The organism is Streptomyces sp. MMS24-W38, assembly GCF_059889265.1.
In genome coordinates, this window is record NZ_JCBCPP010000001.1 from 3407569 (window position 1) to 3434404 (window position 26836).

Genomic DNA, 26836 nt, shown 5'->3' on the forward strand with positions numbered 1-26836 from the left:
TTCACGTTGCTTCCACGCTCACATCCGCCCCCGCGCGATGACCATCCGTAGTGCCACCCAAACGGGATGGGGGACGACCCTCATAGGAGACCGTCCCGTCCCACGATCCGGTTGTCAGACTTGAATCAGTTCAGCGGTCTGCAGTCCCCGCAGTCCCCGCAGTTTCCGAAGTTCCCGTCTTCCCAGGAGCGCGTCGATGCCCCACCCGTACGTCCTATTGTCCGCCGCCGTCTCCCTGGACGGCTACCTCGACGACACCGGCCCCGAGCGGCTGCTGCTGTCCGGCCCGGCCGACTTCGACCGGGTCGACGAGGTACGGGCGTCGGTCGACGCGATCCTGATCGGCGCCGGCACGATCCGCGCCGACAACCCCCGCCTGCTGGTCAACTCGCCCGAGCGGCGGGCCGTCCGGGTCGCCGAGGGCCGGCCCGAGTACCCGCTGAAGGTCACCGTCAGCGGCTCCGGCGACCTGGACCCGGCGGCGCGGTTCTGGCACACCGGCGGCGAGAAGGTCCTCTACACGACCGCCGAGGGTGCCGAGCGCGCCCGCGCGCACGGCCTCGCCACCGACGTCGTGCCGCTCGGCGCCGCACTCGACTGGCGGCGGCTCCTCACGCACCTGTACGACGTGTACGGCGTCCGGCGGCTCATGGTGGAGGGCGGCGGCCTGATCCACACCCAGCTCCTCACCCAGGGCCTCGCCGACGAGCTCCAGTTGGTCCTCGCCCCGCTCTTCGTCGGCGACCCGGAGGCCGCCCGCCTCTTCGGCCCCGGTGCCTACCAGGGCGGCCGGCTGCGGCTGCTGGAGACCCGCCCGGTCGGCGACGTCGTCCTCATGCGCTACGAGCCCACCGCCCCCGGCGCCGGCCCGCTCCCCGTCGCCGCCGACCACCACTGGCTGGCCCTCGCCTGCGAACTGGCGGCTCAGTGCCCGCCGTCGGAGACGGCCTTCAGCGTGGGCGCGGTGGTGGTCGCGGCCGACGGCACCGAGCTGGCCCGCGGCCACTCCCGGGAGGGCGGCGACCCGGTGGTGCACGCGGAGGAGGCCGCCCTCGCCAAGGCCGACCCCACGGATCCGCGGCTCGCGACCGCCACCGTGTACTCCAGTCTGGAACCCTGCGCGCGCCGCGCCTCGCGTCCGGCGCCCTGTGCGCGGCTGATCCTGGACGCGGGGGTACGGCGGGTGGTCACCGCCTGGCGGGAGCCGGACACCTTCGTGACGGACGCCGACGGCAGCGGAGTGCTGACCGCCGGGGGCGCCCGGGTCGTCGTGCTGCCCGAGCACGAGAAGGCCGCCACGGCGCCGAACGGCCATCTGATCGGCCGGTGACGCGACGGCGGCGACGGCGACGAAAAGGAGTGTGCGGAGTGTCCCCCGCATGCCGTATGCTGGTGACACAACGACGCGGGGTGGAGCAGCTCGGTAGCTCGCTGGGCTCATAACCCAGAGGTCGCAGGTTCAAATCCTGTCCCCGCTACTGAAGGCCGAGGGCCGGAATCCGAAAGGGTTCCGGCCCTCGGTCGTTCTTGGCTTCCGTCCCGCCGTCCCGGCTTGTCGTCCCACCCTCCGCACCGTTGTGACGCCGGGTGATCGGGTCGCCGCGCTGCGCATAACAACTGATAAACCGTCAGTTTCAGTGTGACGCGCGAGGCAGAGCCAACTCGCCCGTTTTTGCCCGATCATGGCGCTTAAGTCCGTGCGGAAATCGTTAACGATCAAGAGGAACGGCTTGGAATCCGACCCCTACCTCTATTAACGTTCGATAACGCAGCGCGGTCGTCCCAGCCGTCACACGAGTCGGCTCCGTGCGCACGCGCCGAATCCCGCAAGGGAACCGGGGAACCAACATCTTGGGGTGAATCGCGTGGATGCCTCCGTGGAGACACGGAGGGTATACGCGCGTAGGAGACCTTCCTGCTCCGAACCCGTCAGCTAACCCGGTAGGCGAGAAGGAAGGAAAGGAGTACGCCCACGTGGCGTCGAACCGGCCTGCTCCCGAGGCCCCCTTCATGCCGGACCAGTACGACGGCGACACCTTCGTCTACGGCGACGTCCGCCCCGACGAGGGCCCCTTCCAGGAGTGGAACCCCACCGAGGAGTCCGTCCGCCCCGTGCGCGGTCGGCACCGCGTCGGCAAGCAGCGCGGCGGAGGCCTCGCCCGCAGCTCCACGGTCCTGGGCGTCGGTGTCATAGCCGCCGTCGCCGGTGGCGGCATGGCCAGCGCCCAGACCGGCAAGCCGCCGGTCTCGATCTCGATGCCGGACCTTCCCTCTGTCGGTTCCCTCATCTCCGACGAGGAAACCCCCGAGGGCTCCGCCACCGCGCTCAGCGACATCGGTGTGGTCGCCGACGAGGCCACCGAGCAGGGCGCCTCCGACGCCGGCGAGGCGCTGCACGCCCGGATCATGGCCCAGGTCGAGCAGCAGCAGAGCCAGGCCGAGGACAAGGCCGCCGCCGAGGCCGCCGCCGCCGCGGAGAAGGAGGCCAAGGAGAAGGCCGCCGCCGCGAAGAAGGAGGCGGAGGAGAAGGCCGCCGAGGCGAAGCGGAAGGCGGAGGAGGAGGCCAAGAAGAAGGCCGAGGCCGAGCGCCTCGCCGAGCTGGCCCGGCAGTACGCGCTGCCCACCTCCTCGTACACCGTCTCCTCGACCTTCGGTCAGGCCGGCGCCTACTGGTCCTCCGGCCAGCACACCGGCCTGGACTTCGCCGCCCCCACGGGCACGCTGATCAAGGCGGTCCACACCGGCACGATCACCTCCGCCGGCTGGGACGGCTCCTACGGCTACAAGACCGTGCTGACGCTCGACGACGGCACCGAGATCTGGTACGCCCACCAGTCCTCCATCAGCGTCAGCGTCGGCCAGCAGGTCAACACCGGCGACGTGATCGGCCGCGTCGGCTCCACCGGCAACTCCACCGGCGCCCACCTCCACCTGGAGGTCCACACCGCCGGCTCCGCCTCGGGCATCGACCCGATGGCCTGGCTCCAGTCGAAGGGCCTCACCGTCTGAGACGACCACAGCCCCGGCAGTCCTGACGACGACCCCCCGACGTCAGGGCTGCCGGTCAGGCGTTTCAGGGGTGGTACGGGTACGCGTACGGGTTCGGCCGGTACGCGGAATGCCCGAGGTACGCGGGGTGCGGGGCATACGCGAGGCTCGTCGCGCCGTGCACGCCGTGCACGCCGTGCACGCCGTACACCGGCCAGGGCGGCACGGGCGGCGCGGTGGCGCGGGCCGCGTGCTCCAGGGCCGGGCGGGCCGCGTCGCGGCGGCGCCACAGTTCCCGCAGCAGCTCCCCCTCCCGTGCGGCGAAGCCCGTGCCCACGCGGCCGCGGCGTGCCCGGTGCCGCAGGAACGCCAGGGACGTGGCGTACGCCTCGTACCGCGCCACCGTCCGTGCCGCCGCCCGGCCCCCGTGCCGGCGCGCGTACCGCCGGGCGATGCGCCGGGCCCGCATCGAGCCGAGCACGAACGGCTGGGCCGGGGTCAGCCAGCCGGCGGCGACGTACACGGGCAGTTCCGTGCGCACGGTCCGCAGCTCGCGCTGCCGCGTCCACACCACCAGCCAGGTCAGCAGGCCGAACGACGGCACCATGAACGCCCCGTACACGGCGAAGAAGCCGTACTCGCCGAGGACCGAGGAGCCGTTCCACAGCGCGTGCATGCCCATCGCGAGCAGCAGACCGCCCAGGGGCGACAGGACGCGCCCCGGGCGCCGGCGTTCGGTGGCGAGCGCGGAGATGCCGAAGCCGATGCCGGTGAGCACGGTGAAGAGCGGATGCGCGAACGGCGACATGACGACGCGGACGAAGAAGGTCGCCGCGGTGACGGAGGCGACACCACTGCCGCCGGTGAGCTGGTCGGTGCCGAAGGCGTTGCCCAGGTAGAGGATGTTCTCGGTGAAGGCGAAGCCGGTGGCGGTGATCCCGGCCACCACCACGCCGTCGAGGATTCCGGTGAAGTCGCGTCTGCGGAAGAGGAAGACCAGCAGGACGGCGGCGGCCTTCGCCGACTCCTCCACGACGGGGGCTATGACGGTCGCGCCGAGGGTGTCGGCGCGGGACGGGTCCGCCGTCTCCGTCGCTATCCACTGGGTGGCGAAGCTGTTGGCGACGATCGCCATCAGCGCGGCGGCGCAGGCGCCCCACGCGAAGGAGAAGACGAGGTTGCGCCAGGGGGCCGGTGCGACGCGGTCCAGCCAGCGAAAGGCGGCTATGAGTAGCGGCACCGGGAGGACGGCGAGGCCGAGACCGACCAGGAAGCCCTCTGTGCCGGTCTGCTCGCGGACCAGACCCAGGATGACCAGGCCGGAGAGCGCGAGGAGGACGATCAGTGCTCCGTAGCGCACCCAGGGCCGCTGCCACCAGTGCACGTGCCGCGGGGCCCGCCGGGGCGGCCCGGCGGGGTGCGCCACCGGGCTGGGCTGCGGCGGGTACGGACGGCTGGTGTCCACGGCATTGACCCTAACGAGGGAAGGGCGCTGCCCGCAGGTACGCCGGGTGGGCTCAGGGGCCGGCGGGGGGCTGCCCGGCGGGTCGGCCACCGGGTCGGTCGTCGTGCGGTACGCGACGGAAGAGCAGGTCGTTCACCACATGGCCCTTCTCCAGCCCCTGCCCCTCGAAACGGGTCAGCGGGCGGAACTCCGGACGCGGTGCGAAACCGCCGTCCGCCAGGGTGTTCTCGAAGGCGGGATGCGCGGTCAGCACCTCGAGCATCTGCTGGGCGTACGGCTCCCAGTCGGTCGCGCAGTGCACGACCGCGCCCGGTGCCAGACGGGTCGCGGCGAGGGCGAGGAAGTCGGGCTGGATCAGCCGGCGCTTGTGGTGCCGCTTCTTGGGCCAGGGGTCGGGGAAGAAGACGCGCAGCCCGCTCAGGGAGTCGGGGGTGAGCATCTCGCGGAGCAGGATGATCGCGTCGCCGTTGCCGACGCGCACGTTGTCCAGGCCGTGCTGGTCGGCGAGGTTGAGCAGATGGCCCTGGCCGGGTGTGTGGACGTCCACGGCGAGGACGTTGGTGCCGGGGTCGGCGGCGGCCATGCGCACGGTGGCCTCACCCATGCCGAAGCCGATCTCGAGGACGACGGGGCGGTCGTTGCCGAAGAAGTCGGCGAGGTCGAGTCGGCGTCCGTCGACGTCGAAGCCCCACCGGTGCCACAGCCGCTGCAGCGCGTCCGCCTGCCCGGCGGTGACCCGGCTCCGGCGCGGCTGGAAACTCCGGATCCGCCGCTCGAAGTGCGACCCGGCGGGATCGGCCTTCGGCCCGTCGGGGAAGCGGGGCTCCCCCCTCTCCCGGGTACGGCGGATCGACACACCGGGCGCGTGCTCGGTGTGCGGGGCTGCGGGGGTGTTCAAGGAGTCAGACACAGTGCTCTCGATTTTACGGCGGCCCGCACGGCGGCCCTCACGGTGACTTCGCGGTCGCGTCGGCGCTCCGCCGTGTCGGGTCGGCCAGGGTGGCCAGCGCTCGGCGGGCGATCTCCCGGCCGATGGGCAGGGACGCCGTCGCGGCGGGGGAGGGGGCGTTGAACACGTGGATCGCGCGGGGGGTCTCCCGGATCAGGAAGTCGTCGGCCAGGCTGCCGTCCCGCAGGACGGCCTGCGCCCGCACGCCGGCCGGGGCGGGGATCAGGTCGGCCTCCCGGACCGCGGGCAGGAGCCGGCGGACCGCCTCGGTGAAGGCCCGCCGGGACAGCGAGCGGTGCAGTTCACCCGTGCCGTGCCGCCAGTGGCGGCGGACCAGGTGCCGGGAGCCCGGCCAGGCCAGGGTGGCGGCCAGCTCGCGCGGGCGGACCGTGCGCCAGTCGTAGCCCTCGCGGGCCAGCGCCGGTACGGCGTTGGGGCCGACGTGGACGCCGCCGTCGACGCCGCGGGTGAGGTGGACGCCGAGGAACGGGAACGCCGGGTCGGGCACCGGGTAGACCAGGCCGCGGATCAGCTCCGGCCGGGTCAGCTCGTAGTACTCGCCGCGGAACGGCACGATGCGCATGCCGGGATCGTCACCGGTGAGGCGGGCGATCTCGTCGCAGTACAGCCCGGCGCAGTTCACCAGGACCCGGCCGCGCACGACGTCCCCGACGGCGGTCAGGGCCGCGACGCCCAGTTCCGGGCGGCGGTCGACGCGGACGACCCGCGCGCCGTAGCGGATCTCCGCGCCGGACGCCTCCGCCAGGTGGCGGGCCACTGCCGCGAAGTCGCAGACGCCGGTGGTGCCGACGTGGATGGCGGCCAGGCCCTCGATCTCCGGCTCGTACTCGGCGATCTGCGTCGCGCCCAGTTCGCGGACCGTCAGCCCGTTCTCCCGGCCGCGCTGGACCAGGGCGTGCAGGCGGGGCAGTTCGTCCCGGTCGGTGGCGACGATCAGCTTGCCCGTCACGGCGTGCGGGATGCCGTACTCCGCGCAGAACTTGACCATCTCCGTCGCGCCCCGCACCGCGTACCGCGCCTTGAGGGAGCCGGGTCGGTAGTAGATGCCGCTGTGGATGACGCCGCTGTTGCGGCCCGTCTGGTGCCGGGCGGGGCCGGGCTCCTTCTCCAGCACCGTGACCCGCGTGCCCGGCGCCGCGCGGGTGATCGCGTACGCCGTCGACAGGCCGACGATGCCGCCGCCGATCACCAGTACGTCGCAGTCGTACGACCGCCGCACCGCCCGCACCACTCGCACCACCTCCCGCTCCCGATAGTGCACCACGCCACTGACAACGCCCGTGAACCCGGCGGCGTCGGGGACGCCGGCTTCGGCGAGGCGGCCCCGGCGGCCCGGTCGGGCGGGGCGCTCAGGCGGGTGTCATCAGCAGCGGCCGGGCCCGCTCGCGCAGCTCGACCACGCGGGGTTCGTCGCCGTAGGGCTCCAGGCGGTGCAGGAGGTCCTTGACGTACTCGGTGGTGCGGGCGGACGAGATGCGGCCGGCCACCTCCACCGCGCGCACCCCCTGCTCGCAGGCGGCGTCCAGGTTGCCCGACTCCAGCTCGGCGACCGCCGAGACGACGAGCCGCAGACCGTGCGAGCGCACGAACTCCTCCGTCGGACGCGACAGCGCCTGCTCGGTGAAGCGGCGGACCTGGCGGGGCGCCTTCAGATCGCGGTAGCACTCCGCGGCGTCGGCGGCGAACCGGTCGTAGGAGTAGAAGCCGAGCCAGCCCGGGTCGCTGTCGCCGGGGCGGGAACGTTCCAGCCAGCCCTCGGCCGACTTCAGGGCCGCGCCGGCCGCCGGGGCGTCACCCGCGCGTGCGTGCGCGCGTGCCTCCACGAGCCGGAAGAAGCTCATGGTGCGGGCCGTGGCCAGGCCGCGGTTGCGCTCCAGCGCGGCCTGGGCGAGATCGACGCCCTCGTCGCCGAAACCGCGGTAGGTGGCCTGGAGGGACATGGAGGCCAGAACGTATCCCCCCAGGGGGACGTCGGCCGCCGCTCGGGCCAGGCGCAGGGCCTGGATGTAGTAGCGCTGGGCGGCCTCCTGCTGACCGGTGTCGAAGGCCATCCAGCCGGCGAGCCGGGTGAGTTCGGCGGACGCGCCGAACAGGGCGCGGCCGACGTCGTCGGCGTAGGAGCCCAGCAGCAGCGGCGCCGCCTCCACCCGCAGGCACTCGGGGACCATCGAGGAACGCCAGTCACCGCCGCCGTACTTGGAGTCCCAGCGCCGCGCGTCCTCGGCCGCCTCGCGCAGTTTGCGCACATCGCTGTGGCCGACTTTGGCCGGTGCGGCCGAGCCCTCCGCCGGGCTCACCTCGCGCGCGACCGAACTGTCGGCCGGGGTTATCAGCCAGCGCGAGGCAGGCGTCGCGTACGCGCTCACCGCGAACGATCCGGCGAGCGACTGCCAGATGCCGCCGGATCCCGCTCTGCGGCCGGCCAGGTCCAGCCGGTACAGCTCGGTGGCGGACTTCACCGCCTGCCCGACGTCCCGGGGGAAGGCGAGGCCCACTTCGGGTGCGGGATCCGCGTCCGCCAGGCCGATCTCGTGGAGCGGCACCGGGCGGCCGAGTTTCTGGCCGATGGCGGCGGCGATCAGGTGCGGCGCCGTGCCCTGTGGCACCATCCCCTTCGACACCCAGCGCGCCACCGACGTCTTGTCGTAGCGCAAGGTCAATCCGCGTTGGGCGCCAAGGTCGTTGACGCGCCGCGCGAGGCCCGCGTTGGAGATTCCCGCGAGGGCGAGAACGGTGCCGAGTTTTTCGTTCGGCCCGCGTTGCTCCCTGGACATGCGCCACCCCTCGACACAGACGGCTGCCGCTCTGGCATAACCCGGCGGCATTCGTAAACCCAGCGTAGTTCGCCGCATCCCAAGCGTTAAGGGGCATTCTTCCGGATGGCGGGATTGTGGTCCGTACTGAAGTGCGGGTCCGATACGCGCGGTTGCGGCATGCTCCCGTCGTGTGGCCGTGCGCCCGTGTGTGCGCTCTACTCCGGCCATGGCGGGAGCGGTTCCATGGTCGGGCGTGGGTCGGCCCGCTGTACTGGATCCAGTGGGCTGGGGGACACCGCCGCCTTCATCCCCGCGGGCGGCGGAGACGGTCCGGGAGGCGCACTCCGCCTCCCGGACCGTGCGACCGTTCAGCGGTGCGCAGAGCCTGTACGGAGCGTGTTCGAGATTCTCCTCGCATCTCCGAATTGGCTGAAAATCGACCCCCTCGTTCGAGGGCTGTCACCGTGTCTGTCCTGGCAGTTGAGGGCGCGTTAGAGGTTTTTTGGGGCGCGCTGGGGGGCGCATTCGCGTCGCGTTGGCGGGGGTGGGTGCACGGCCGCGGTCGGGCGATCTCCTCGCGTCGGGCGGGCGTTCGGAGCGGGGTGGGTGTATCCGCCGGGGCGCATTCGACGGAGCACATGCGGCACCGGCACCCCTCTTGAGCGCCTCCTTCATGGCAGCATGGTGAACCGGTGCGCACGGCGCACTTGTTGTCCACAGCCTGTGGAGGCGTCGATGCGGTGGTTGGTGGGATGGAGCAGCACCGCCGCGGGTGCCCTGGCGTTCGGCTCCGCCGGCGCCACCGGATCCGACGGCGAGACCGTGCAGCCGGTGGGTTCGCAACCGTTGTGGGGCGACCCCGATCCGCTGTGGGCGGTCGGCGACTGGCGCCCCGACGAGGTGCGGGTGGTGTCCGCCGACCCCGAGACCCGGATCGCCGTCCTCGGCACCTGCGGCGCCACCGACGAACAGCTGCGCGTCGCCCTGTTCGCCGCGCGCGGCGGTGCGCTCCGCCATCTGACCGCCTGGCCGGGCAGCTACACCGCCGTAGTGCGGGTGGGCCGCCGGATCACCGTCTGCGGCGACCTCGCGGGCGCCCGGCCGGTGTTCCACACCCCCTGGGAGGGCGGCACGGCGTTCGCGACCGCCGCGCTCCCGCTCGCCGATCTCGTCGAGGCCAACCTCGACTTCGGTCACCTCGCCGCGCTCCTCGCCGCACCCGACGTGCCGGCCGCGCTGTACGACTCCACGCCGTACGACGGCGTGAAGCGCGTTCCGCCGGGGCATGCGCTGATCCTGCGCGCCGGGGCGCGCGAGATCGCCGGGTACGAGCCCGTCGCCTCGCTCGCCGTCGCCGCGCCTCCCGCCGATCCCGACAGCGCGGTGGACGCCGTCCGGGACGCGCTGGTCGAGGCGGTACGCACCCGGCTCGCCGCTCCCCGTCATGTACCCGGCGCCGACATCGACCCCGGCCCGGTCCCGGGCATGGGGCCCGCCGAACGGCGCGCGGCGCGCGGGATGCCGGTGCCCGGGATCGGGGCCGACCTGTCGGGCGGACCCGCGTCCGGGACGCTGGCACTGCTCGCCGCCGGGCTGCCGGGCATGCCGGGGACCGTGCTGGGGCACGGCACGGGCGCGGGGGAACGGCTGCTCGCCGTCACCTTCAACGATCTCGCGGGGGGCTCCGCGGTTGGTCCGCCCGGCGGGCGGGAGGACGAACTGGCGCGGGCCGGGGCGCTGGCCGCCAACCCCCGGCTGCACCACGTGGTGGTCGCGGGCGGCGAGGACACCCTGCCGTACGCCGATCTGGACGGGCCGCTGACGGACGAGCCGGGGCGCTCCCTCGTGATCGCGGCCCGGCACCGGGCGCGGCTGGCGGCGGGCAGCGCGGACCACTTCACCGGGTACGGGGCCCGGCAGGTGCTCGACGCGCATCCCGCCCGGCTCGCCGACCTGCTGATGGACCGCAAACGCCGCCATCTCGTACGGCCCGTCGCCGCGCTGGCGAAGGCGGACGGGTCCGTGATGGTGCCCGCGCGGGTGTACGCCGCGGCCCGGCGCCTCGCCCGTACGCCCTACCGCACGGGGCTGGAGGGCCTCGCGGAGCGGCTGCTGCGCCACCAGTTGGACGACGAGGCTCCCGGGGGTGCGGCGGACGCCTCGCTGGCCGCGCTCACCTGGGGAAGACCCGGGCCGGCGGCGCGCTGGCTGACCGGTGAGGCGCTCGCTGAAGTATCGGTTCGCCTCCAGGCCTCGACGAGCCGGTCCGAGGTGGGGCCGGGGCAGCGGCCAGGCGACTTCCGCGCGCGTGCGGCACTGGCCCGGTACGCGGCGGACCTGCGGGTGCTGGAGCAGGCCGCCGAGGTCCGCTTCCAGCGGTTGCACACGCCGTTCCTCGACAACCAGGTCGTCCGCGCGTGCCGGGCGCTGCCCGAGGCGCTGCGGGTGCAGCCGGGGGCGCGCGCCGCGATTCTGCGGACCGTGCTGGAAGGCGCGGGCGTGCGGGAGTTGCCCGCCGGGTGGGGCGCGCCGACCCAGGCGACCACGGCGGCCGCGGCGCGGACCGGGCTGCGGGTGGCCACGGACACGCTGATGGCGCTGTTCGACACGCCGCTGCTGGCGGAGGCGGGACTGGTCGAGGCCCGGGTGGTGCGCAAGGCGCTGCGGGCGGCGGCGGAGGGAGAGCCGCTGCCGCTGGACGGGCTGGCGGACCTGGTCTCGCTGGAGCTGTGGCTGCGGCGGCTGTTGGCCCGGCGGGGCACCTGCTGGACGGGCACGCCCGGGCGGCAGCGCGCGGTCCCCGAGGGCATCGCGCCACAACGGGGGGCGCTGGCTCGCGGAGCCTGAGCGGAGGTGCCTGCGGCGCTCGGGCAGATGTGGGTCGGGTGTCAGCGCGGGCCGATGGGGGAATCCGTCCTCGGCCCGGCGCGGAACCGGGTGACCGCGCGGTGGCCGACGTCGACGCGCCGGCCGCCGCGGGCAGCCACCCCAGCCCCGTCACCTTCCCGCCGTGGGCGGTCCGGACCCGCCCTGTACGGATTCACGTGCAGGTGAACCTGCCCGCCGGACAGGCCCGGTTCCGCCGGACAGGCCCGGCCGTGCCCCCCGTTCGGGAGAGAAGCCGTACGAGGCTCACGCCGGGCGTGAGCGCAGGCCCTCCAGCAGGATGTCCAGCAGACGTGCCGAGGCCGCCGCCTGCTGCGCCGGGTCCGGCAGCGAGGGCGCGGCCGTGGCGATCACCAGGAGCACGTCCGACACCGACACGTCCGGCCGCAGTGCGCCCGCCTCGCGGGCCCGCTCCACCAGCCGGCCGACGACGTCGAGGAGCTGTGCCGCGCCGGCGTCGTCCTCCGCACTGCCGGCCGACGGTTCCCCGGGCACCAGCCGCAGCTCACCCGTCGCGGGCTGCGCCCGCTGCTGAGGCACCCGCGCGTGGTCCGCCGCGCCGTGCTCGTCCGCCACACCCACCCGCAGCACCTGCGGGGGCAGCAGCCGCCCCGCGCCCGAGTCGACCGACGTGCGCAGGAAGCGGGACAGCGCCGACCACGGTTCGTCCTCCTGACCGAGCGCCGCACGCGCCTGGTCGGTCAGCCGGGAGATCTCCTCCTCGGCTATCCGCCGCACCAGGACGTCCTTGCTCGGGAAGCGCCGGTACACCGTGCCCACACCGACCCGTGCCCGGCGTGCCACGTCCTCCATCGGCGCGCCGTAGCCCAGCTCGCCGAAGACCTCGCGGGCCGCACGCAGCACGTGCTCCAGATTGCGCTGGGCGTCCACACGCAGCGGTGCCGTGCGCGGTCCGCCCGCGCGTCCGCGGCCCGACGGCGCGCTCAGCGCGGCGCCGGGCGCGACAGCGGACGCGGAAGACCAATGAGAATCCTGAACGTGCATACGCTTTCCCCCGGTAATGATGACGTCTCCCCCCGGAGACTCCCCGCCACAGATGGCTGGGGTTCGAGGAACATGCCCGGTGGCCGGATCCGCCCGTCGCGGACCCGGAGAGCGCATCCCCCTACACCCCGTCGACGTAAGAACATAGTTGAGTGAGGGTCAATTCAGAAGGGGCAGGTTCCGCACTGAGCGCCCCTCGATCGGAGTACGGAGCGCATTGATCCCGAATGCGCCCCCGGGGCAGCACCGGAAAATCGCCGCTGACCTGCGGACACGCTGTTCGGTCGGCCCATCCGGCTCCTCCGGCCCGTCCACGGCCTCCGGTCACACAATTCGTCGGGGCTGTGGACAAACGCGAGCGACGGGTGCGTCATGGGATGGTGAAGGAACGTGCGCGCATTCTTGTTGTCGGCGGTGGATACGTCGGGATGTACACGGCCCTGCGCCTGCAGCGGAAGCTGAAACGGGAACTCGCCCGGGGCGCCGTCGAGATCACCGTGGTCACACCGGACCCGTACATGACGTACCAGCCCTTTCTCCCGGAAGCGGCCGCCGGTGCCATTTCTCCTCAGCATGTCGTCGTACCGCTGCGTCGTGTCCTGGACCGGTGCCACATCGTCATCGGCGAGGTCACCGCCCTCGACCACGCCGCCCGCACCGCCACCGTCGCCACGCTCGCCAGCGAGGAGGAGGGCAGCGGCGGCGGCCGGCCGATGGCGTACGACGAACTCGTCCTCGCGCCCGGCTCCGTCTCACGCACCCTGCCGATCCCCGGTCTCGCCGACCACGCCATCGGCTTCAAGACCCTCGAGGAGGCCGTCGGGCTGCGCAACCACGTCCTCGAGCAGATGGACATCGCCTCCTCCACCCGCGACCCCGACGTCCGCGACGCGGCCCTCACCTTCGTCTTCGTCGGCGGCGGCTACGCGGGCGTCGAGGCACTCGGCGAGCTGGAGGACATGGCCCGCTACGCCACGCGGTACTACCACAACCTCCGCCCCGAGGACATGAAGTGGATCCTCGTCGAGGCCTCGAACCGCATCCTGCCCGAGGTCGGCGAGGCGATGGGCCGGTACACGGTCAGCGAACTGCGCCGCCGCAACATCGACGTACGGCTCGAGACCCGCCTCGAGTCCTGCGCCGACCGCGTCGCCGTGCTCAGCGACGGCGCCCGGTTCCCCACCCGCACCGTCGTGTGGACCGCCGGGGTCAAACCGCATCCCGTTCTCGCCGCCACCGACCTGGCGCGCGACGAGCGCGGGCGGCTGAAATGCACCGCCGAACTCGCCGTGGAGGGCGCCACGCACGCGTGGGCCGCGGGCGACGCCGCCGCCGTCCCCGACGTCACCTCGAAGGAGCCCGGCCGGGAGTGCGCCCCCAACGCGCAGCACGCACTCCGCCAGGCCAAACTCCTCGCCGACAACGTCGTGCACTCCCTGCGCGGCGAACCCCTGGAGAAATACGCCCACTCCTACGCCGGGTCGGTCGCCTCCCTGGGACTGCACAAGGGCGTCGCCCACGTCTACGGGCGCAAACTCAAGGGCTACCCGGCCTGGTTCATGCACCGCACCTACCACCTGAGCCGCGTCCCCACCTTCAACCGCAAGGCGCGCGTGGCCGCCGAATGGACCCTCGCCGGGCTCTTCAAACGGGAGATCGTCTCCCTGGGTTCACTCGAACACCCGCGGGCCGAGTTCGAACTGGCGGCCGGTGGAAAGCCTTCTCAGGAACCCCCGCACAACCCGAAGGGGTCGTCCTGACCGGACCCAGGAACTCCACCGACCGGCCCGACGTCTGACGGATGTCGGCCCGGTCGGCAGCCTGCCAGACTGGTCCACCACCGGGGGCGGGCGGCCGTCCGCCCCCGGTGCGGCCCCGGGGCCCCGGCCGGTCCCGGTTCCCGGCCGCCGACGACTACCCGAGGCAAGGATTCGTGAACTTCACGCGCTGGAGCGCCCGGCTCCCCGGAACGCAGCGCCGCGCCACAGCGCGCAGCGAGCACACGGTCTCCCCGGACCGGCGGGGAGAGGGCTCCGTGCCCGCCGCCCGCGCCGAACAACCCGCCGACCGACCACCGCCCGTGCCCGCCGTCGACGACCTCAGGGTGCGCGAGGTCCTCGACCACGTCCCCTCCCTCGTCGCCCTGGTGCACGGCCCCGACCACCGCATCGCCTACCTCAACGACGCCTACACGGCAGCCTTCGGCCCCCGCCCGGTCGGCGCCCCCGCGCGAGGAGCGCTCCCGGAGCTCGACGAACTCGGCCTGCTCACCCTCCTCGACCAGGTCCTGCGCAGCGGCAAGCCCCGCACGGTCAAGTCCCGCAAGGCCCCCGACGGCCGCTCCTACACCTTCACCTGCACCCCGGTCACCGACGGCCACGCCGACGGGGCCGAGGGCGGCGGACGCGGCCGTGGCGGCCGCGGGCGCGGTGTGCTGGTCTTCGCCACCGACGTCACCGACCACGCCGAGGCCGCCGAACGGCTGCGCGCGAGCGAACGCCGCCAGCGCGAGACCGCCGTCACCCTCCAGCGCTCTCTCCTCCCGCAGGAACTCGAGGAGCCCGACGACCTGCGGGTCGCCGCCACCTACCACCCCGGCGGCACCGAGGCCGCGGTCGGCGGCGACTGGTACGACGTGATCACCCTCGGCGGCGGGCGCACCGCCCTGGTCATCGGCGACGTCATGGGCCGGGGCGTCCGCGCGGCGGCCGTCATGGGCCAGCTCCGCACCGCGGTGCGCGCCTACGCCCGTCTCGACCTCCCCCCGCACGAGGTGCTCCAACTGCTCGACGGCCTCGCCATGGAGATCGACGCCAACCAGATCGCCACGTGCGCGTACGCCATCCACGACCCCAACGAGGGCACCCTCGTCTACGCCTCCGCCGGCCACCTGCCCATCCTGGTCCGCGACGAGCAGGGCACCGTCCAGCGCGCCGACGAGCCGACCGGGCCCCCGCTCGGCACCGGCGGCTGGATGCACTCCTCCGGCTCGATCCCGCTGGGCCCCGGCTCCACCGCCGTCCTCTACACGGACGGCCTGGTCGAGCGCCGCGACGAGGACCTCGACGAGGGCATCGCGGTCCTGGAGCGCGCCCTGGCCGGCGCGACCGGCACCCCCCAAGTGGTCTGCGACCGCCTGGTCCGCTCGGCGGGTGTGACCCCGGACCACGACGACGACGTCGCCGTGCTGGTGCTCCAGCACCCCGCCCGCAAGGGCCCGGAGAGCGAGCTCTTCCGCAACGCGGCCCTGGAGCTGTTGGGCGGCGTCGAAGCGGCCCCACGCGCGCGTGCCTTCGCCTCCGGTGTGCTGACCAGCTGGCGGTTCCCCGCCGACCTGCACGACCTGGGCGTCCTGGCCGCCAGCGAACTCGTCGCCAACTCCCTCCAGCACGGCACACCGCCCATGCGACTGCGTCTGCGCCGCACCGATCGCCGGCTGATCGTCGAGGTCACCGACGGCGACGACCACCTCCCGAGGCGCCGCCGCGCGGAACCCGCCGACGAGTCCGGCCGGGGCATCGCGATCGTCGCGACGATCGCCTCCAACTGGGGAAGCAGACGCACCCCGGGCGGCGGCAAGGCCGTCTGGTGCGAGTTCGCCCTGCCGAAGCCGCCGGGTTCGTAGGGCGGGCTCGTGGCGAAGCCCTCCGACGGGGCGGGTAGGTCAGGCGGGTGCCGGAGCCTGCTCCGCCGATGCGCCTCCGCCCTGCGTCACCACCAGGCTCCGCGCCACCGACGGCTGGTTCTGCACGTCCGTGAGCTGCCGGCCCAACCGCAGCGCGAGCACGGTGATCCCCAGCGAGACCAGCACGAAGACCACGATGTACGGCGCGTGCAACGAGGCACCCATCGGCCCGCCCACAGCCGGACCGATGGCCAGCGCCAGCTGCTTCACCAGGGCGAAAGCCGCGTTGTACTGCCCCGCGAGACCGGTCGGCGCGAGATCCGCCACCAGCGGGGCGAGCGTCGGCGACAGCAACGACTCACCCAGCCCGAACAGGGCGTACGTCGAGATGAAGGCGGCGGTGGCCATCGCCTGGCTGCCGTTGCCGAGGCCCGCGTACCCGGCCACGGCCCACGCCACGGCCCAGAGCAGCCCCACCGACGCGATCACGCGGGTGCGCCTGCGGCGCTCCACGAACCGCAGCACCAGGAACTGCGCGATCACGATGACCAGCGTGTTCGCCGCCAGCGCCGTCCCCAGGGTGGACGGCGAGATGCCGGCCGCCTCGACCCCGTACGCGCTCAGCCCCGACTCGAACTGCCCGTAGCAGGCGAAGAACACCACGAAGCCCAGGACGCACAGCTGCACCATGGCCCGGTTGCCCAGCAGCTGCTTCCAGCTGCCCTTCGCCGATGCCGTCGGAGCGCCCGCGACCCGCGGCGAGTGCGGCATCCGCACCGTGGCCATCACCCCGACCAGCAGCAGGAACATCGCCGCCTCGATCGAGAACAGCAGGGTGAAGGAGCCGGGTTTCGTGGTGTCGACGAGGTGTCCGCCGATGAGACCGCCGATCCCGAGCCCGAGATTCTGCAGGAAGAACTGCATGGCGAACGCCCGCGACCGGGTCTCCGCGGTGGAGCAGTCCACGATCATCGTCGCCAGCGCCGGCTGCATCACGGCCTGCCCGGCCCCGAGCACCGCCGCCGACAGCAGCACGCTCGGCGCACCGCCCGACAGACCCAGGCTCAGCGCGCCGACGGCGGCCGTGAACAGGGCGACGAGCAGCACCGGCAGCGGGCCCCGCCGGACGATGGCCCGTCCGGCGAACGGCAGCACGATCAGTGCGGCCACGGCGAAGACGGCGAGCACCAGCCCCGCCGTCATGGGCCCGAGCCCCCGCACCTGCGCCACATAGACGTACAGGTAGGGGACGGTGAAACCGAGCCCGAACGCACTGAGTGCGTTGCCCACGTGGATCCGGCGCATCGCGGCGCCCATCGCCCTGGTCACGTTCACCTCTCTCGACAAGTTAGACGTGAAGACTTAGAAGCTAAAGTTCGAAGGTAAAGAGTACACATCGAACGGCTTCAGCACGAAGGGCTTCAGGATGAAGGTGGCGTGCCATACTGCGGCCATGGGCGACACTCCCGGCCCCGGCGGGCCGACAGAGCCGACACTCGAAGAGCAGCTCGCCGCGTACCAGCGCGAGTTCCAGGACCTCGACCCCCAGGTCGAGAAGATCGTCTCGGTGCTGTCCCGCCTCAACCGCCGTATGAACGTGGCCTACGGCCGCCAGACCGCCGAGCTGGGCATCACCAACGCCGACTGGGAGGTGCTCAAGGCCCTCGTCCTCTCCGGCGCTCCCTACCGCATGGGACCCAGCGACCTCGCCAAGCGGCTGGGCCTGACGCCGGCCGCCATGACCCACCGGATCGACCGCATGGTCGCCGAAGGGCTCGTCAGCCGGGACCGGGACGAGACGAACCGGGTACGGGTCATCGTCGAGATCACGGATGCCGGCCGCGAGAAGTGGATGGAGGTGATGCGCATGGCGACGGTCTTCGAGGGGGACCTCCTCCAGGACCTCTCCGCGGACGAGCGGACCGCCCTGGGTGAGATGCTCACCCGCCTCCTGCGTAGGGTGGAGGACGCCCAGCCCGACGCCGGCGGACGCCTCACGGACCTGGACTGACGGCCCCGGACCGACGGGTCGGCCGGGCAGCTGCGGCCGACTGAAAAGATCTTGACAGGGCTCGCTTGACACTCCCCTGCCCGATCCGTAGTGTTCTTCGAGTTGCCATCAGGCCGTAACGGTTCTGCGGCAACACATCCGCCGCGACAGCGGCACTCACACCAACAGCATGACCTCCCAAGCGGACCGATTTCGGCGTGCCCGAATTCAATTCGTACGGGACTCTGCGACTCGATTTGGATCCGAACGGCTCCGATTTGAGAAGCAGCGAGGGAGTCCGCTAAGGTTTGAGACGTCGGAACGGCCCAACGGCCGGAAAGACAAACCCCGCTGACCGGGGGTCAGGTCGAAGAAAAAGATCTGATAGAGTCGGAAACGCCGGAAAGGGAAACGCGGAAAGCGGGAACCCGGAAAGCGAAACCCGAGGAAATCGGATCGGAAAGATCTGATAGAGTCGGAAACGCAAGACCGAAGGGAAGCGCCCGGAGGAAAACCCGCAGGGGTGAGTACGAAGGAAGCGTCCGTTCCTTGAGAACTCAACAGCGTGCCAAAAATCAACGCCAGATATGTTGATACCCCGTCTCCGGTCATCAGGCCGGGACGAGGTTCCTTTGAAGAATCACAGCGAGGACGCTGTGAACCGCCGGACTATTCCTCCGGTGGTTCCGCTCTCGTGTGTGTCACCGGGACATCCCGGAAGCATTCACGGAGAGTTTGATCCTGGCTCAGGACGAACGCTGGCGGCGTGCTTAACACATGCAAGTCGAACGATGAACCACTTCGGTGGGGATTAGTGGCGAACGGGTGAGTAACACGTGGGCAATCTGCCCTCCACTTCGGGACAAGCCCTGGAAACGGGGTCTAATACCGGATACCACCCCCGCCCGCATGGGCGGGGGTCGAAAGCTCCGGCGGTGGAGGATGAGCCCGCGGCCTATCAGCTGGTTGGTGAGGTAACGGCTCACCAAGGCGACGACGGGTAGCCGGCCTGAGAGGGCGACCGGCCACACTGGGACTGAGACACGGCCCAGACTCCTACGGGAGGCAGCAGTGGGGAATATTGCACAATGGGCGCAAGCCTGATGCAGCGACGCCGCGTGAGGGACGACGGCCTTCGGGTTGTAAACCTCTTTCAGCAGGGAAGAAGCGCAAGTGACGGTACCTGCAGAAGAAGCGCCGGCTAACTACGTGCCAGCAGCCGCGGTAATACGTAGGGCGCGAGCGTTGTCCGGAATTATTGGGCGTAAAGAGCTCGTAGGCGGCCTGTCGCGTCGGTTGTGAAAGCCCGGGGCTCAACCCCGGGTCTGCAGTCGATACGGGCAGGCTAGAGTTCGGTAGGGGAGATCGGAATTCCTGGTGTAGCGGTGAAATGCGCAGATATCAGGAGGAACACCGGTGGCGAAGGCGGATCTCTGGGCCGATACTGACGCTGAGGAGCGAAAGCGTGGGGAGCGAACAGGATTAGATACCCTGGTAGTCCACGCCGTAAACGGTGGGCACTAGGTGTTGGCGACATTCCACGTCGTCGGTGCCGCAGCTAACGCATTAAGTGCCCCGCCTGGGGAGTACGGCCGCAAGGCTAAAACTCAAAGGAATTGACGGGGGCCCGCACAAGCAGCGGAGCATGTGGCTTAATTCGACGCAACGCGAAGAACCTTACCAAGGCTTGACATACACCGGAAAACCCTGGAGACAGGGTCCCCCTTGTGGTCGGTGTACAGGTGGTGCATGGCTGTCGTCAGCTCGTGTCGTGAGATGTTGGGTTAAGTCCCGCAACGAGCGCAACCCTTGTCCCGTGTTGCCAGCAGGCCCCTCCGGGGGTGCTGGGGACTCACGGGAGACCGCCGGGGTCAACTCGGAGGAAGGTGGGGACGACGTCAAGTCATCATGCCCCTTATGTCTTGGGCTGCACACGTGCTACAATGGCCGGTACAATGAGCTGCGATACCGCGAGGTGGAGCGAATCTCAAAAAGCCGGTCTCAGTTCGGATTGGGGTCTGCAACTCGACCCCATGAAGTCGGAGTTGCTAGTAATCGCAGATCAGCATTGCTGCGGTGAATACGTTCCCGGGCCTTGTACACACCGCCCGTCACGTCACGAAAGTCGGTAACACCCGAAGCCGGTGGCCCAACCCCTCGTGGGAGGGAGCCGTCGAAGGTGGGACTGGCGATTGGGACGAAGTCGTAACAAGGTAGCCGTACCGGAAGGTGCGGCTGGATCACCTCCTTTCTAAGGAGCACTTCTCAACCGGGCTTGCCCGGTTCAGGGGCCAGCATGCGGGCGAACGTCTCGCACTGGTTGCTCATGGGTGGAACGTTGATTATTCGGCCGGCCGTCTCGGGCCGGAGACTGCAAGTACTGCTCCCCGGAGCGTGGAACGCATGATCTCCGGACGGACGCCGGCCGGGCACGCTGTTGGGTGTCTGAGGGCACGGCCGCACGGCCGGGAAGCCTTCGGTGCCGGCCCCGGTGCACCCGAGCCTCGGCTCGGGGTGACGGGTGGTCGGTCGTTGTTTGAGAACTGCACAGTGGACGCGAGCATCTGTGGCCAAGTTTTTAAGGGCGCACGGTGGATGCCTTGGCACCAGGAACCGATGAAGGACGTGGGAGGCCACGATAGTCCCCGGGGAGCCGTCAACCAGGCTGTGATCCGGGGGTTTCCGAATGGGGAAACCCGGCAGTCGTCATGGGCTGTCACCCATACCTGAACACATAGGGTATGCGGAGGGAACGCGGGGAAGTGAAACATCTCAGTACCCGCAGGAAGAGAAAACAACCGTGATTCCGGGAGTAGTGGCGAGCGAAACCGGACGAGGCCAAACCGCAGGCGTGTGAGACCCGGCAGGGGTTGCGCATGCGGGGTTGTGGGATCTCTCTTCCACGGTCTGCCGGCCGTGGGACGAGTCAGAAACCGTATGGATAGGCGAAGGACATGCGAAAGGTCCGGCGCAGAGGGTAAGACCCCCGTAGCCGAAATCTGTACGGCTCGTTGGAGAGACACCCAAGTAGCACGGGGCCCGAGAAATCCCGTGTGAATCCGGCGGGACCACCCGCCAAGCCTAAATATTCCCTGGTGACCGATAGCGGACAGTACCGTGAGGGAATGGTGAAAAGTACCCCGGGAGGGGAGTGAAATAGTACCTGAAACCGTGTGCCTACAAGCCGTGGGAGCGTCGCATGCAGGCTTGCCTGCATGTCGTGACTGCGTGCCTTTTGAAGAATGAGCCTGCGAGTTTGCGGTGTGTTGCGAGGTTAACCCGGGTGGGGAAGCCGTAGCGAAAGCGAGTCCGAACAGGGCGTTTCAGTAGCACGCTCAAGACCCGAAGCGGAGTGATCTAGCCATGGGCAGGTTGAAGCGGCTGTAAGAGGTCGTGGAGGACCGAACCCACCAGGGTTGAAAACCTGGGGGATGACCTGTGGTTAGGGGTGAAAGGCCAATCAAACTCCGTGATAGCTGGTTCTCCCCGAAATGCATTTAGGTGCAGCGTCGCGTGTTTCTTGCCGGAGGTAGAGCACTGGATAGGCGATGGGCCCTACCGGGTTACTGACCTTAGCCAAACTCCGAATGCCGGCAAGTGAGAGCGCGGCAGTGAGACCGTGGGGGATAAGCTCCATGGTCGAGAGGGAAACAGCCCAGAGCATCGACTAAGGCCCCCAAGCGTACGCTAAGTGGGAAAGGATGTGGAGTCGCACAGACAACCAGGAGGTTGGCTTAGAAGCAGCCATCCTTGAAAGAGTGCGTAATAGCTCACTGGTCTAGTGATTCCGCGCCGACAATGTAGCGGGGCTCAAGCGTACCGCCGAAGTCGTGTCATTGCGATATGTACCCCCAACGGGGATCGTGATGGGTAGGGGAGCGTCGTGTGCCGGGTGAAGCAGCCGCGGAAGCGAGTTGTGGACGGTTCACGAGTGAGAATGCAGGCATGAGTAGCGATTCACACGTGAGAAACGTGTGCGCCGATTGACCAAGGGTTCCTGGGTCAAGCTGATCTGCCCAGGGTAAGTCGGGACCTAAGGCGAGGCCGACAGGCGTAGTCGATGGACAACCGGTTGATATTCCGGTACCCGCTGTGAAGCGACAGACATCGAACCAGGCGATGCTAAGTCCGTGAAGCCGCCCCGGATCCTTCGGGTGAAGGGGAGTGGTGGAGCCGACGGACCAGACCTGTAGTAGGTGAGTGATGGGGTGACGCAGGAAGGTAGTCCAGCCCGGGCGGTGGTTGTCCCGGGGTAAGGGTGTAGGACGTCAGGCAGGCAAATCCGCCTGACATGTGTCTGAGACCCGATGCCGAGCCGATTGCGGTGAAGTGGATGATCCTATGCTGTCGAGAAAAGCCTCTAGCGAGTTTCATGGCGGCCCGTACCCCAAACCGACTCAGGTGGTCAGGTAGAGAATACCGAGGCGTTCGGGTGAACTATGGTTAAGGAACTCGGCAAAATGCCCCCGTAACTTCGGGAGAAGGGGGGCCACGCCCGGTGATCCGATTTACTCGGTGAGCTGGGGGTGGCCGCAGAGACCAGCGAGAAGCGACTGTTTACTAAAAACACAGGTCCGTGCGAAGCCGTAAGGCGAGGTATACGGACTGACGCCTGCCCGGTGCTGGAACGTTAAGGGGACCGGTCAGTCAGGATTCGTCCTGGCGAAGCTGAGAACTTAAGCGCCAGTAAACGGCGGTGGTAACTATAACCATCCTAAGGTAGCGAAATTCCTTGTCGGGTAAGTTCCGACCTGCACGAATGGCGTAACGACTTCTCGACTGTCTCAACCATAGGCCCGGTGAAATTGCATTACGAGTAAAGATGCTCGTTTCGCGCAGCAGGACGGAAAGACCCCGGGACCTTTACTACAGTTTGATATTGGTGTTCGGTTCGGCTTGTGTAGGATAGCTGGGAGACCGTGAAGCCGCCACGCCAGTGGTGGTGGAGTCGTCGTTGAAATACCAGTCTGGTCGTGCTGGATGTCTAACCTGGGTCCGTGATCCGGATCAGGGACAGTGTCTGATGGGTAGTTTAACTGGGGCGGTTGCCTCCTAAAGGGTAACGGAGGCGCCCAAAGGTTCCCTCAGCCTGGTTGGCAATCAGGTGGTGAGTGTAAGTGCACAAGGGAGCTTGACTGTGAGACCGACGGGTCGAGCAGGGACGAAAGTCGGGACTAGTGATCCGGCGGTGGCTTGTGGAAGCGCCGTCGCTCAACGGATAAAAGGTACCCCGGGGATAACAGGCTGATCTTCCCCAAGAGTCCATATCGACGGGATGGTTTGGCACCTCGATGTCGGCTCGTCGCATCCTGGGGCTGGAGTCGGTCCCAAGGGTTGGGCTGTTCGCCCATTAAAGCGGTACGCGAGCTGGGTTTAGAACGTCGTGAGACAGTTCGGTCCCTATCCGCTGCGCGCGCAGGAACATTGAGAAGGGCTGTCCCTAGTACGAGAGGACCGGGACGGACGAACCTCTGGTGTGCCAGTTGTTCTGCCAAGGGCATGGCTGGTTGGCTACGTTCGGGAGGGATAACCGCTGAAAGCATCTAAGCGGGAAGCCTGCTTCGAGATGAGTGTTCCCACCCACTTGATGGGGTAAGGCTCCCAGTAGACGACTGGGTTGATAGGCCGGATCTGGAAGCCTCGTAAGGGGTGGAGGTGACCGGTACTAATAGGCCGAGGGCTTGTCCTCAGTTGCTCGCGTCCACTGTGTTGGTTCTGAAACCACGAACGACCCCGCGCCCGTTGGGTGTGGTGCGGTTGAGTGTTTCATAGTGTTTCGGTGGTCATAGCGTGGGGGAAACGCCCGGTTACATTCCGAACCCGGAAGCTAAGCCTTACAGCGCCGATGGTACTGCAGGGGGGACCCTGTGGGAGAGTAGGACGCCGCCGAACAAATCGTGGGAGAGCCCCGCACCGACAGGTGCGGGGCTTTCTGCATTTCCCGTTGTGTTTACGACGGCTCCACCAGTTTTGTGTCGTACGCCAGGATCACTGCCTGGATGCGGTCCCTCGAGCCTGTCTTCGCGAGAATGCGGCCCACGTGTGTTTTCACCGTTGATTCGGCGAGGTGGAGGCGGGTGGCGATCTCCGTGTTGGTCCAGCCCTGACCGATAACCGTGAGGATCTCGAGTTCGCGCTCGGTGAGAGCGCCCAGGCGGGGGTCGGCGTGCGGGGTTGTGGGCGTGGAAGGGCCCCGTCGAGTCGGTGTCGGCAAATGGTGGACGTAAGCGTCCAGGAGACGGCGGGTCAGGCCGGGCGCGACGACCGCGTCCCCGGTGGCGACGGAGCGAATGCCGGAGAGGAGTTCCTCCGGCTGGGCGTCCTTGACCAGGAACCCGGAGGCGCCGGCGCGGAGTCCTGCGTAGGCGTACTCATCGAGGTCGAACGTCGTGAGGATGAGGACACGGGTGCGGTCGCCGGCGGCGACGATGCGGCGGGTGGCCTCGATACCGTCCATGCCGGGCATGCGGATGTCCATCAGAACGACGTCGGGGTGCAGTTCGGCCGTCAGACGGATTGCTTCGCTGCCTCCCGATGCCTCGCCGAGGACTGTCATGTCGTCCTGGCTCTCCAGCAGCATGCGGAAGCCGAATCGCTGAAGAGGCTGGTCGTCGGCGATGAGGACGGTGGTCATTGCGGGGGTTCCTCCGGAAGGTGCAGGTGGACGCGCCAGCCCTGTTCGGGGTGGGGCCGTGGGCCGGCTTCAAGTGTGCCGCCGTACAGGGCGGTTCGCTCACGCATTCCGGGGAGGCCGCGGCCGTCGGCGGGAGTGTCCGTTGCGGTGGTCCCCGTGTTTCCGGCCGTTCCGGTGTCGGTGATCGTGGCCGTGACGGAGCCCTGGTCGCCGTAGGCGAGGGTGATCTCGGCGGTGGTGTTCGGGCCGGCGTGCTTGAGTGTGTTGGTGAGGGCCTCCTGAATGACGCGGTAGACGGTGAGCTGGCGGCCTGGAGGGAGGCCGGCTCGGCCGTCGACAGTGGTGTGAACGGGGAGGCCCGCGGCGCGGACGCCGTTGACGAGCTGCTCGAGGTCGGTGAGGGTGGGCTGGGGAGTCAGCTCGGCGAGGTGGCGGCTGCTCTCGTCGTCCCGCAGGACGTCCAGGAGGCGGCGGAGTTCGCTCATCGCCTGGCGGCTGGTGGTGCCGATGGCGTCCAGTGCCTGAGCGGCGCGTTCCGGGGACTTGGTGGCCGCGTACTTGCCGCCGTCGGCCAGGCCCGTGATGACGGAGAGGTTGTGGCCGATGATGTCGTGCATCTCGCGGGCGATGCGGGCGCGTTCGGCGGCGGCGGCGAGCTGGGCCTGCTGGTCGCGTTCGATCTCGAGGCGGTGGGCGCGGTCCTCCAGAGCCTCGGTGTAGTTCCGGCGGGTGCGGACCGTGACGCCGATGAGGGCCGCCACGATGACGGACGTCAGATGCGAGCCGATCTGCTGACTCCAGTCGCCCTCCCCGTGGCGGGCCGTGGAGACCGCGACCGGCGTGAGGACGAGGGCGGTCGTCCACCACAGGTGTCGCAAGGGGAGGCGCAGGGCGACGTGGTGGACGGCGACGAGTTGTAGCAGGGCTGCCTGGAGGACAGCGCCTGACCAGGCGTTGACCAGGGCGAACGGCGCCATGGCGAGCAGGACCGCCGCGGGGTGGGTGCGGCGCCACAGGAGAGGGAGGGACAGGCCCAGACTCAGGACGAGCAGGAGAGGGCCGGGGGTGTCCGGGTTGTGGGTGACGGTGCGCCATCCGCCGCCGCCGTAGTCGATGAGGGCGGCCGTCGTCCAGAAGCCGGTGAAGTGCAGGTCCCACAGCAGCGGGTGGCGCCGGTCGAACGCGCGCACCCGCTGGTTGAGGCGTTGCACGTGCTGGGTGAGAGGTTCCGCGGGCCGTTCAGACGGCTGTTCTGCCGTGGGTGTCTCCCGGTCGTCGTTCGCCACGAGGCTCATGGTGGCCGGTCCGGCCGTCGGGCGGAACACGGTGGGCGCCACGGCGGTCAGACGTTCCGGCGGCGCAGGGTCACTGCCGCTGCCGCGAGGGAGGCCGACGCCCACAGGGTCAGGGCGAGCAGCGCGGCGCCCGGAGCCGCCGCACCCGGGCCGTGCTGGGCGGTGGTGAGGGACTCCAAGGCCTTGGCGGGGAGGTGGCGGACGGCGTCCTCGACGACGGAGTGGGGGAGCATCCGCAGGACCTCGGGGGCGATCGTGACGAGGCCGATGCAGGCGCCGGTGGCGCGGGGGATCGAGCGGGCCTCCAGCAGGGCACCGACCTCGGTCAGCGGCGCCGGGTGGGCGGCGTGGGAGCGGCCGGTGGCGTGGCCGCGGGTGGGGGCGTACAGGCCGAGGATCATGCGCAGGGTGGCGGACTTGCCGGCGCCGTTCGGGCCGAGGAAGCCGGTGACGGTGCCGGGGCGGCCGGCGAAGGACAGGTCGGTGACGACGGTCCGGTCGCCGTGGCGTTCGGTGAGTTCCTGTGCCGTCATCATGGTTCGATGCTCGTCCGCGCGGGGGCAGCGGGCGTCGGACCACGGGCAGCAATTCGGGTGAGGGCGGGGGTACCCCGGTACTACGGTGGCCGGTATGACTACTACGCGTTCCGGGGCGGGGATCGGCACCGCCTTCGGGGACTATGTGATCCGGCAGGTGCGGGCCGAGGAGTGGGCCGCGGTGAAGGGGCTGCGGCTCATCGCGCTGCGGGACCCGGTCGCGGACATCGCCTTCCTGGAGACGTACGAGACGGCGGTGACGCGGCCCGACACGTACTGGCAGGAGCGGACGGCGCGGGCGGCCGAGGGTGTGGACGGGATGCGGCAGTTCATCGCCGAGACCGCGGACGGCACCTGGGTGGGGTCGGTCGCCGTGCTGGTCGAGGAGCCCGGTACGACGGACTTGGCCGGGTTCACCGTCGAGCGGCGGCAGGGACATCTCTTCGGGGTGTTCGTACGGCCCGAGCACCGGGGGAACGGGCTCACCAAGGCGTTGTTCGAGGCTGCGCTGGAGTGGGCGTGGGGGGTGGGGTTGGAGCGGGTGCGGCTCATCGTGCACCCGGACAACGCGCGTGCCCTCGGCTTCTACCGCAAGGCGGGCTTCGTGGAGAGCGGGGTGAGCCTGCCGCTGGCGGGGAAGCCGGACGAGCACGAGCTGGAGATGGTCGTCGAGCGCTGACCTGAGG

The 26836-nt window shown here is 69.9% G+C and carries 15 protein-coding genes, 1 tRNA gene, 3 rRNA genes, 1 pseudogene and 1 riboswitch; of the genes and pseudogenes, 11 read left to right on the forward strand and 9 right to left on the reverse strand.

Annotated elements, in window-relative coordinates:
- The first annotated feature begins 196 nt into the window (after positions 1 to 196).
- From AC6F7H_RS14360 to AC6F7H_RS14370, 3 genes are all read left to right on the forward strand, one after another.
- A complete protein-coding gene (locus tag AC6F7H_RS14360) occupies positions 197 to 1330 on the forward strand; it encodes a dihydrofolate reductase family protein (protein ID WP_500757382.1) in 1134 nt (377 codons plus the stop codon).
- Positions 1331 to 1404: 74 nt separating this feature from the next.
- Positions 1405 to 1478: transfer RNA gene (locus tag AC6F7H_RS14365), tRNA-Met, on the forward strand.
- Between the two features lie 327 nt (positions 1479 to 1805).
- Positions 1806 to 1963, forward strand: a riboswitch (cyclic di-AMP (ydaO/yuaA leader).
- Between the two features lie 11 nt (positions 1964 to 1974).
- Positions 1975 to 3009, forward strand: coding sequence for a M23 family metallopeptidase (locus AC6F7H_RS14370; RefSeq protein WP_500757383.1), 1035 nt, complete (start codon positions 1975 to 1977; stop codon positions 3007 to 3009).
- Positions 3010 to 3073: 64 nt separating this feature from the next.
- Here AC6F7H_RS14370 and AC6F7H_RS14375 read toward each other — a convergent pair whose 3' ends face one another.
- The 4 genes from AC6F7H_RS14375 to AC6F7H_RS14390 all read right to left on the reverse strand — a co-directional run bounded on the left by AC6F7H_RS14375 (position 3074) and on the right by AC6F7H_RS14390 (position 8197).
- Positions 3074 to 4414, reverse strand: coding sequence for a PrsW family intramembrane metalloprotease (locus AC6F7H_RS14375; RefSeq protein WP_500761812.1), 1341 nt, complete (start codon positions 4412 to 4414; stop codon positions 3074 to 3076).
- Positions 4415 to 4505: 91 nt separating this feature from the next.
- Positions 4506 to 5363, reverse strand: a complete 858-nt coding sequence (gene trmB, locus AC6F7H_RS14380) for a tRNA (guanosine(46)-N7)-methyltransferase TrmB (protein ID WP_500757384.1) — start codon at positions 5361 to 5363, stop codon at positions 4506 to 4508.
- A 37-nt stretch (positions 5364 to 5400) separates the two neighbouring features.
- Positions 5401 to 6684: an L-2-hydroxyglutarate dehydrogenase gene (lhgD, locus tag AC6F7H_RS14385; protein ID WP_500761814.1), complete on the reverse strand. Its 1284-nt coding sequence runs from the start codon at positions 6682 to 6684 to the stop codon at positions 5401 to 5403.
- A gap of 88 nt (positions 6685 to 6772) precedes the next feature.
- On the reverse strand, positions 6773 to 8197 hold the full coding sequence (locus AC6F7H_RS14390) for an NsdA family TPR-like regulatory protein (RefSeq protein WP_109382637.1): 1425 nt from the start codon (positions 8195 to 8197) through the stop codon (positions 6773 to 6775).
- Positions 8198 to 8914: 717 nt separating this feature from the next.
- Here AC6F7H_RS14390 and AC6F7H_RS14395 point away from each other — a divergent pair.
- Positions 8915 to 11026: an asparagine synthase-related protein gene (locus tag AC6F7H_RS14395; RefSeq protein WP_500757385.1), complete on the forward strand. Its 2112-nt coding sequence runs from the start codon at positions 8915 to 8917 to the stop codon at positions 11024 to 11026.
- 285 nt (positions 11027 to 11311) lie between these two features.
- Here the strand turns inward: AC6F7H_RS14395 and AC6F7H_RS14400 are convergent, their stop codons facing one another.
- The gene (locus tag AC6F7H_RS14400) at positions 11312 to 12070 is read right to left on the reverse strand and encodes a TetR/AcrR family transcriptional regulator (RefSeq protein WP_500757386.1); all 759 of its coding nucleotides are present in this window, start codon (positions 12068 to 12070) and stop codon (positions 11312 to 11314) included.
- A gap of 377 nt (positions 12071 to 12447) precedes the next feature.
- Between AC6F7H_RS14400 and AC6F7H_RS14405 the strand changes: the two genes are divergently transcribed.
- Positions 12448 to 13830, forward strand: coding sequence for an NAD(P)/FAD-dependent oxidoreductase (locus tag AC6F7H_RS14405; RefSeq protein ID WP_500757387.1), 1383 nt, complete (start codon positions 12448 to 12450; stop codon positions 13828 to 13830).
- A gap of 173 nt (positions 13831 to 14003) precedes the next feature.
- A complete protein-coding gene (locus tag AC6F7H_RS14410; RefSeq protein WP_500757388.1) occupies positions 14004 to 15695 on the forward strand; it encodes an ATP-binding SpoIIE family protein phosphatase in 1692 nt (563 codons plus the stop codon).
- 39 nt (positions 15696 to 15734) lie between these two features.
- Here AC6F7H_RS14410 and AC6F7H_RS14415 read toward each other — a convergent pair whose 3' ends face one another.
- A complete protein-coding gene (locus AC6F7H_RS14415; protein WP_500761816.1) occupies positions 15735 to 17012 on the reverse strand; it encodes an MFS transporter in 1278 nt (425 codons plus the stop codon).
- Between the two features lie 136 nt (positions 17013 to 17148).
- Between AC6F7H_RS14415 and AC6F7H_RS14420 the strand changes: the two genes are divergently transcribed.
- The 4 genes from AC6F7H_RS14420 (at position 17149) to rrf (ending at position 23577) form a co-directional block, all read left to right on the forward strand.
- The gene (locus AC6F7H_RS14420) at positions 17149 to 17706 is read left to right on the forward strand and encodes a MarR family winged helix-turn-helix transcriptional regulator (protein ID WP_500757389.1); all 558 of its coding nucleotides are present in this window, start codon (positions 17149 to 17151) and stop codon (positions 17704 to 17706) included.
- 702 nt (positions 17707 to 18408) lie between these two features.
- Positions 18409 to 19936: ribosomal RNA gene (locus AC6F7H_RS14425) — 16S ribosomal RNA — on the forward strand.
- A 317-nt stretch (positions 19937 to 20253) separates the two neighbouring features.
- Positions 20254 to 23374 (forward strand): 23S ribosomal RNA (locus AC6F7H_RS14430).
- An 86-nt stretch (positions 23375 to 23460) separates the two neighbouring features.
- Positions 23461 to 23577: ribosomal RNA gene (rrf, locus tag AC6F7H_RS14435) — 5S ribosomal RNA — on the forward strand.
- Together the 16S, 23S and 5S rRNA genes form the textbook arrangement of a ribosomal RNA operon.
- Positions 23578 to 23635: 58 nt before the next feature.
- Here the strand turns inward: rrf and AC6F7H_RS14440 are convergent.
- The 3 genes and pseudogenes from AC6F7H_RS14440 to AC6F7H_RS14450 all read right to left on the reverse strand — a co-directional run.
- The gene (locus tag AC6F7H_RS14440) at positions 23636 to 24319 is read right to left on the reverse strand and encodes a response regulator (protein WP_500757390.1); all 684 of its coding nucleotides are present in this window, start codon (positions 24317 to 24319) and stop codon (positions 23636 to 23638) included.
- Positions 24316 to 25614, reverse strand: a complete 1299-nt coding sequence (locus AC6F7H_RS14445) for a sensor histidine kinase (protein WP_500757391.1) — start codon at positions 25612 to 25614, stop codon at positions 24316 to 24318. The genes AC6F7H_RS14440 and AC6F7H_RS14445 overlap by 4 nt, the downstream gene beginning before the upstream one ends.
- Positions 25615 to 25903: 289 nt before the next feature.
- Positions 25904 to 26150: pseudogene (locus AC6F7H_RS14450) on the reverse strand (ATP-binding cassette domain-containing protein); the annotation flags it as partial.
- A gap of 94 nt (positions 26151 to 26244) precedes the next feature.
- Here AC6F7H_RS14450 and AC6F7H_RS14455 point away from each other — a divergent pair.
- Positions 26245 to 26829 (forward strand): GNAT family N-acetyltransferase, encoded by a 585-nt coding sequence (locus AC6F7H_RS14455; RefSeq protein WP_500757392.1) that lies wholly within the window; start codon positions 26245 to 26247, stop codon positions 26827 to 26829.
- The last annotated feature ends 7 nt before the right edge of the window (positions 26830 to 26836 follow it).

Excerpts from the sequence above, each read along its gene's own strand:
- AC6F7H_RS14360 (WP_500757382.1), top strand. The coding sequence starts at position 197 with ATGCCCCACCCGTACGTCCTATTGTCCGCCGCCGTCTCCCTGGACGGC.
- AC6F7H_RS14390 (WP_109382637.1), bottom strand. The coding sequence starts at position 8,197 with ATGTCCAGGGAGCAACGCGGGCCGAACGAAAAACTCGGCACCGTTCTC.
- AC6F7H_RS14395 (WP_500757385.1), top strand. The coding sequence starts at position 8,915 with ATGCGGTGGTTGGTGGGATGGAGCAGCACCGCCGCGGGTGCCCTGGCG.
- AC6F7H_RS14400 (WP_500757386.1), bottom strand. The coding sequence starts at position 12,070 with ATGCACGTTCAGGATTCTCATTGGTCTTCCGCGTCCGCTGTCGCGCCC.
- AC6F7H_RS14405 (WP_500757387.1), top strand. The coding sequence starts at position 12,448 with ATGGTGAAGGAACGTGCGCGCATTCTTGTTGTCGGCGGTGGATACGTC.
- AC6F7H_RS14415 (WP_500761816.1), bottom strand. The coding sequence starts at position 17,012 with ATGGGCGCCGCGATGCGCCGGATCCACGTGGGCAACGCACTCAGTGCG.
- AC6F7H_RS14420 (WP_500757389.1), top strand. The coding sequence starts at position 17,149 with ATGGGCGACACTCCCGGCCCCGGCGGGCCGACAGAGCCGACACTCGAA.
- AC6F7H_RS14440 (WP_500757390.1), bottom strand. The coding sequence starts at position 24,319 with ATGACCACCGTCCTCATCGCCGACGACCAGCCTCTTCAGCGATTCGGC.
- AC6F7H_RS14445 (WP_500757391.1), bottom strand. The coding sequence starts at position 25,614 with ATGAGCCTCGTGGCGAACGACGACCGGGAGACACCCACGGCAGAACAG.
- AC6F7H_RS14455 (WP_500757392.1), top strand. The coding sequence starts at position 26,245 with ATGACTACTACGCGTTCCGGGGCGGGGATCGGCACCGCCTTCGGGGAC.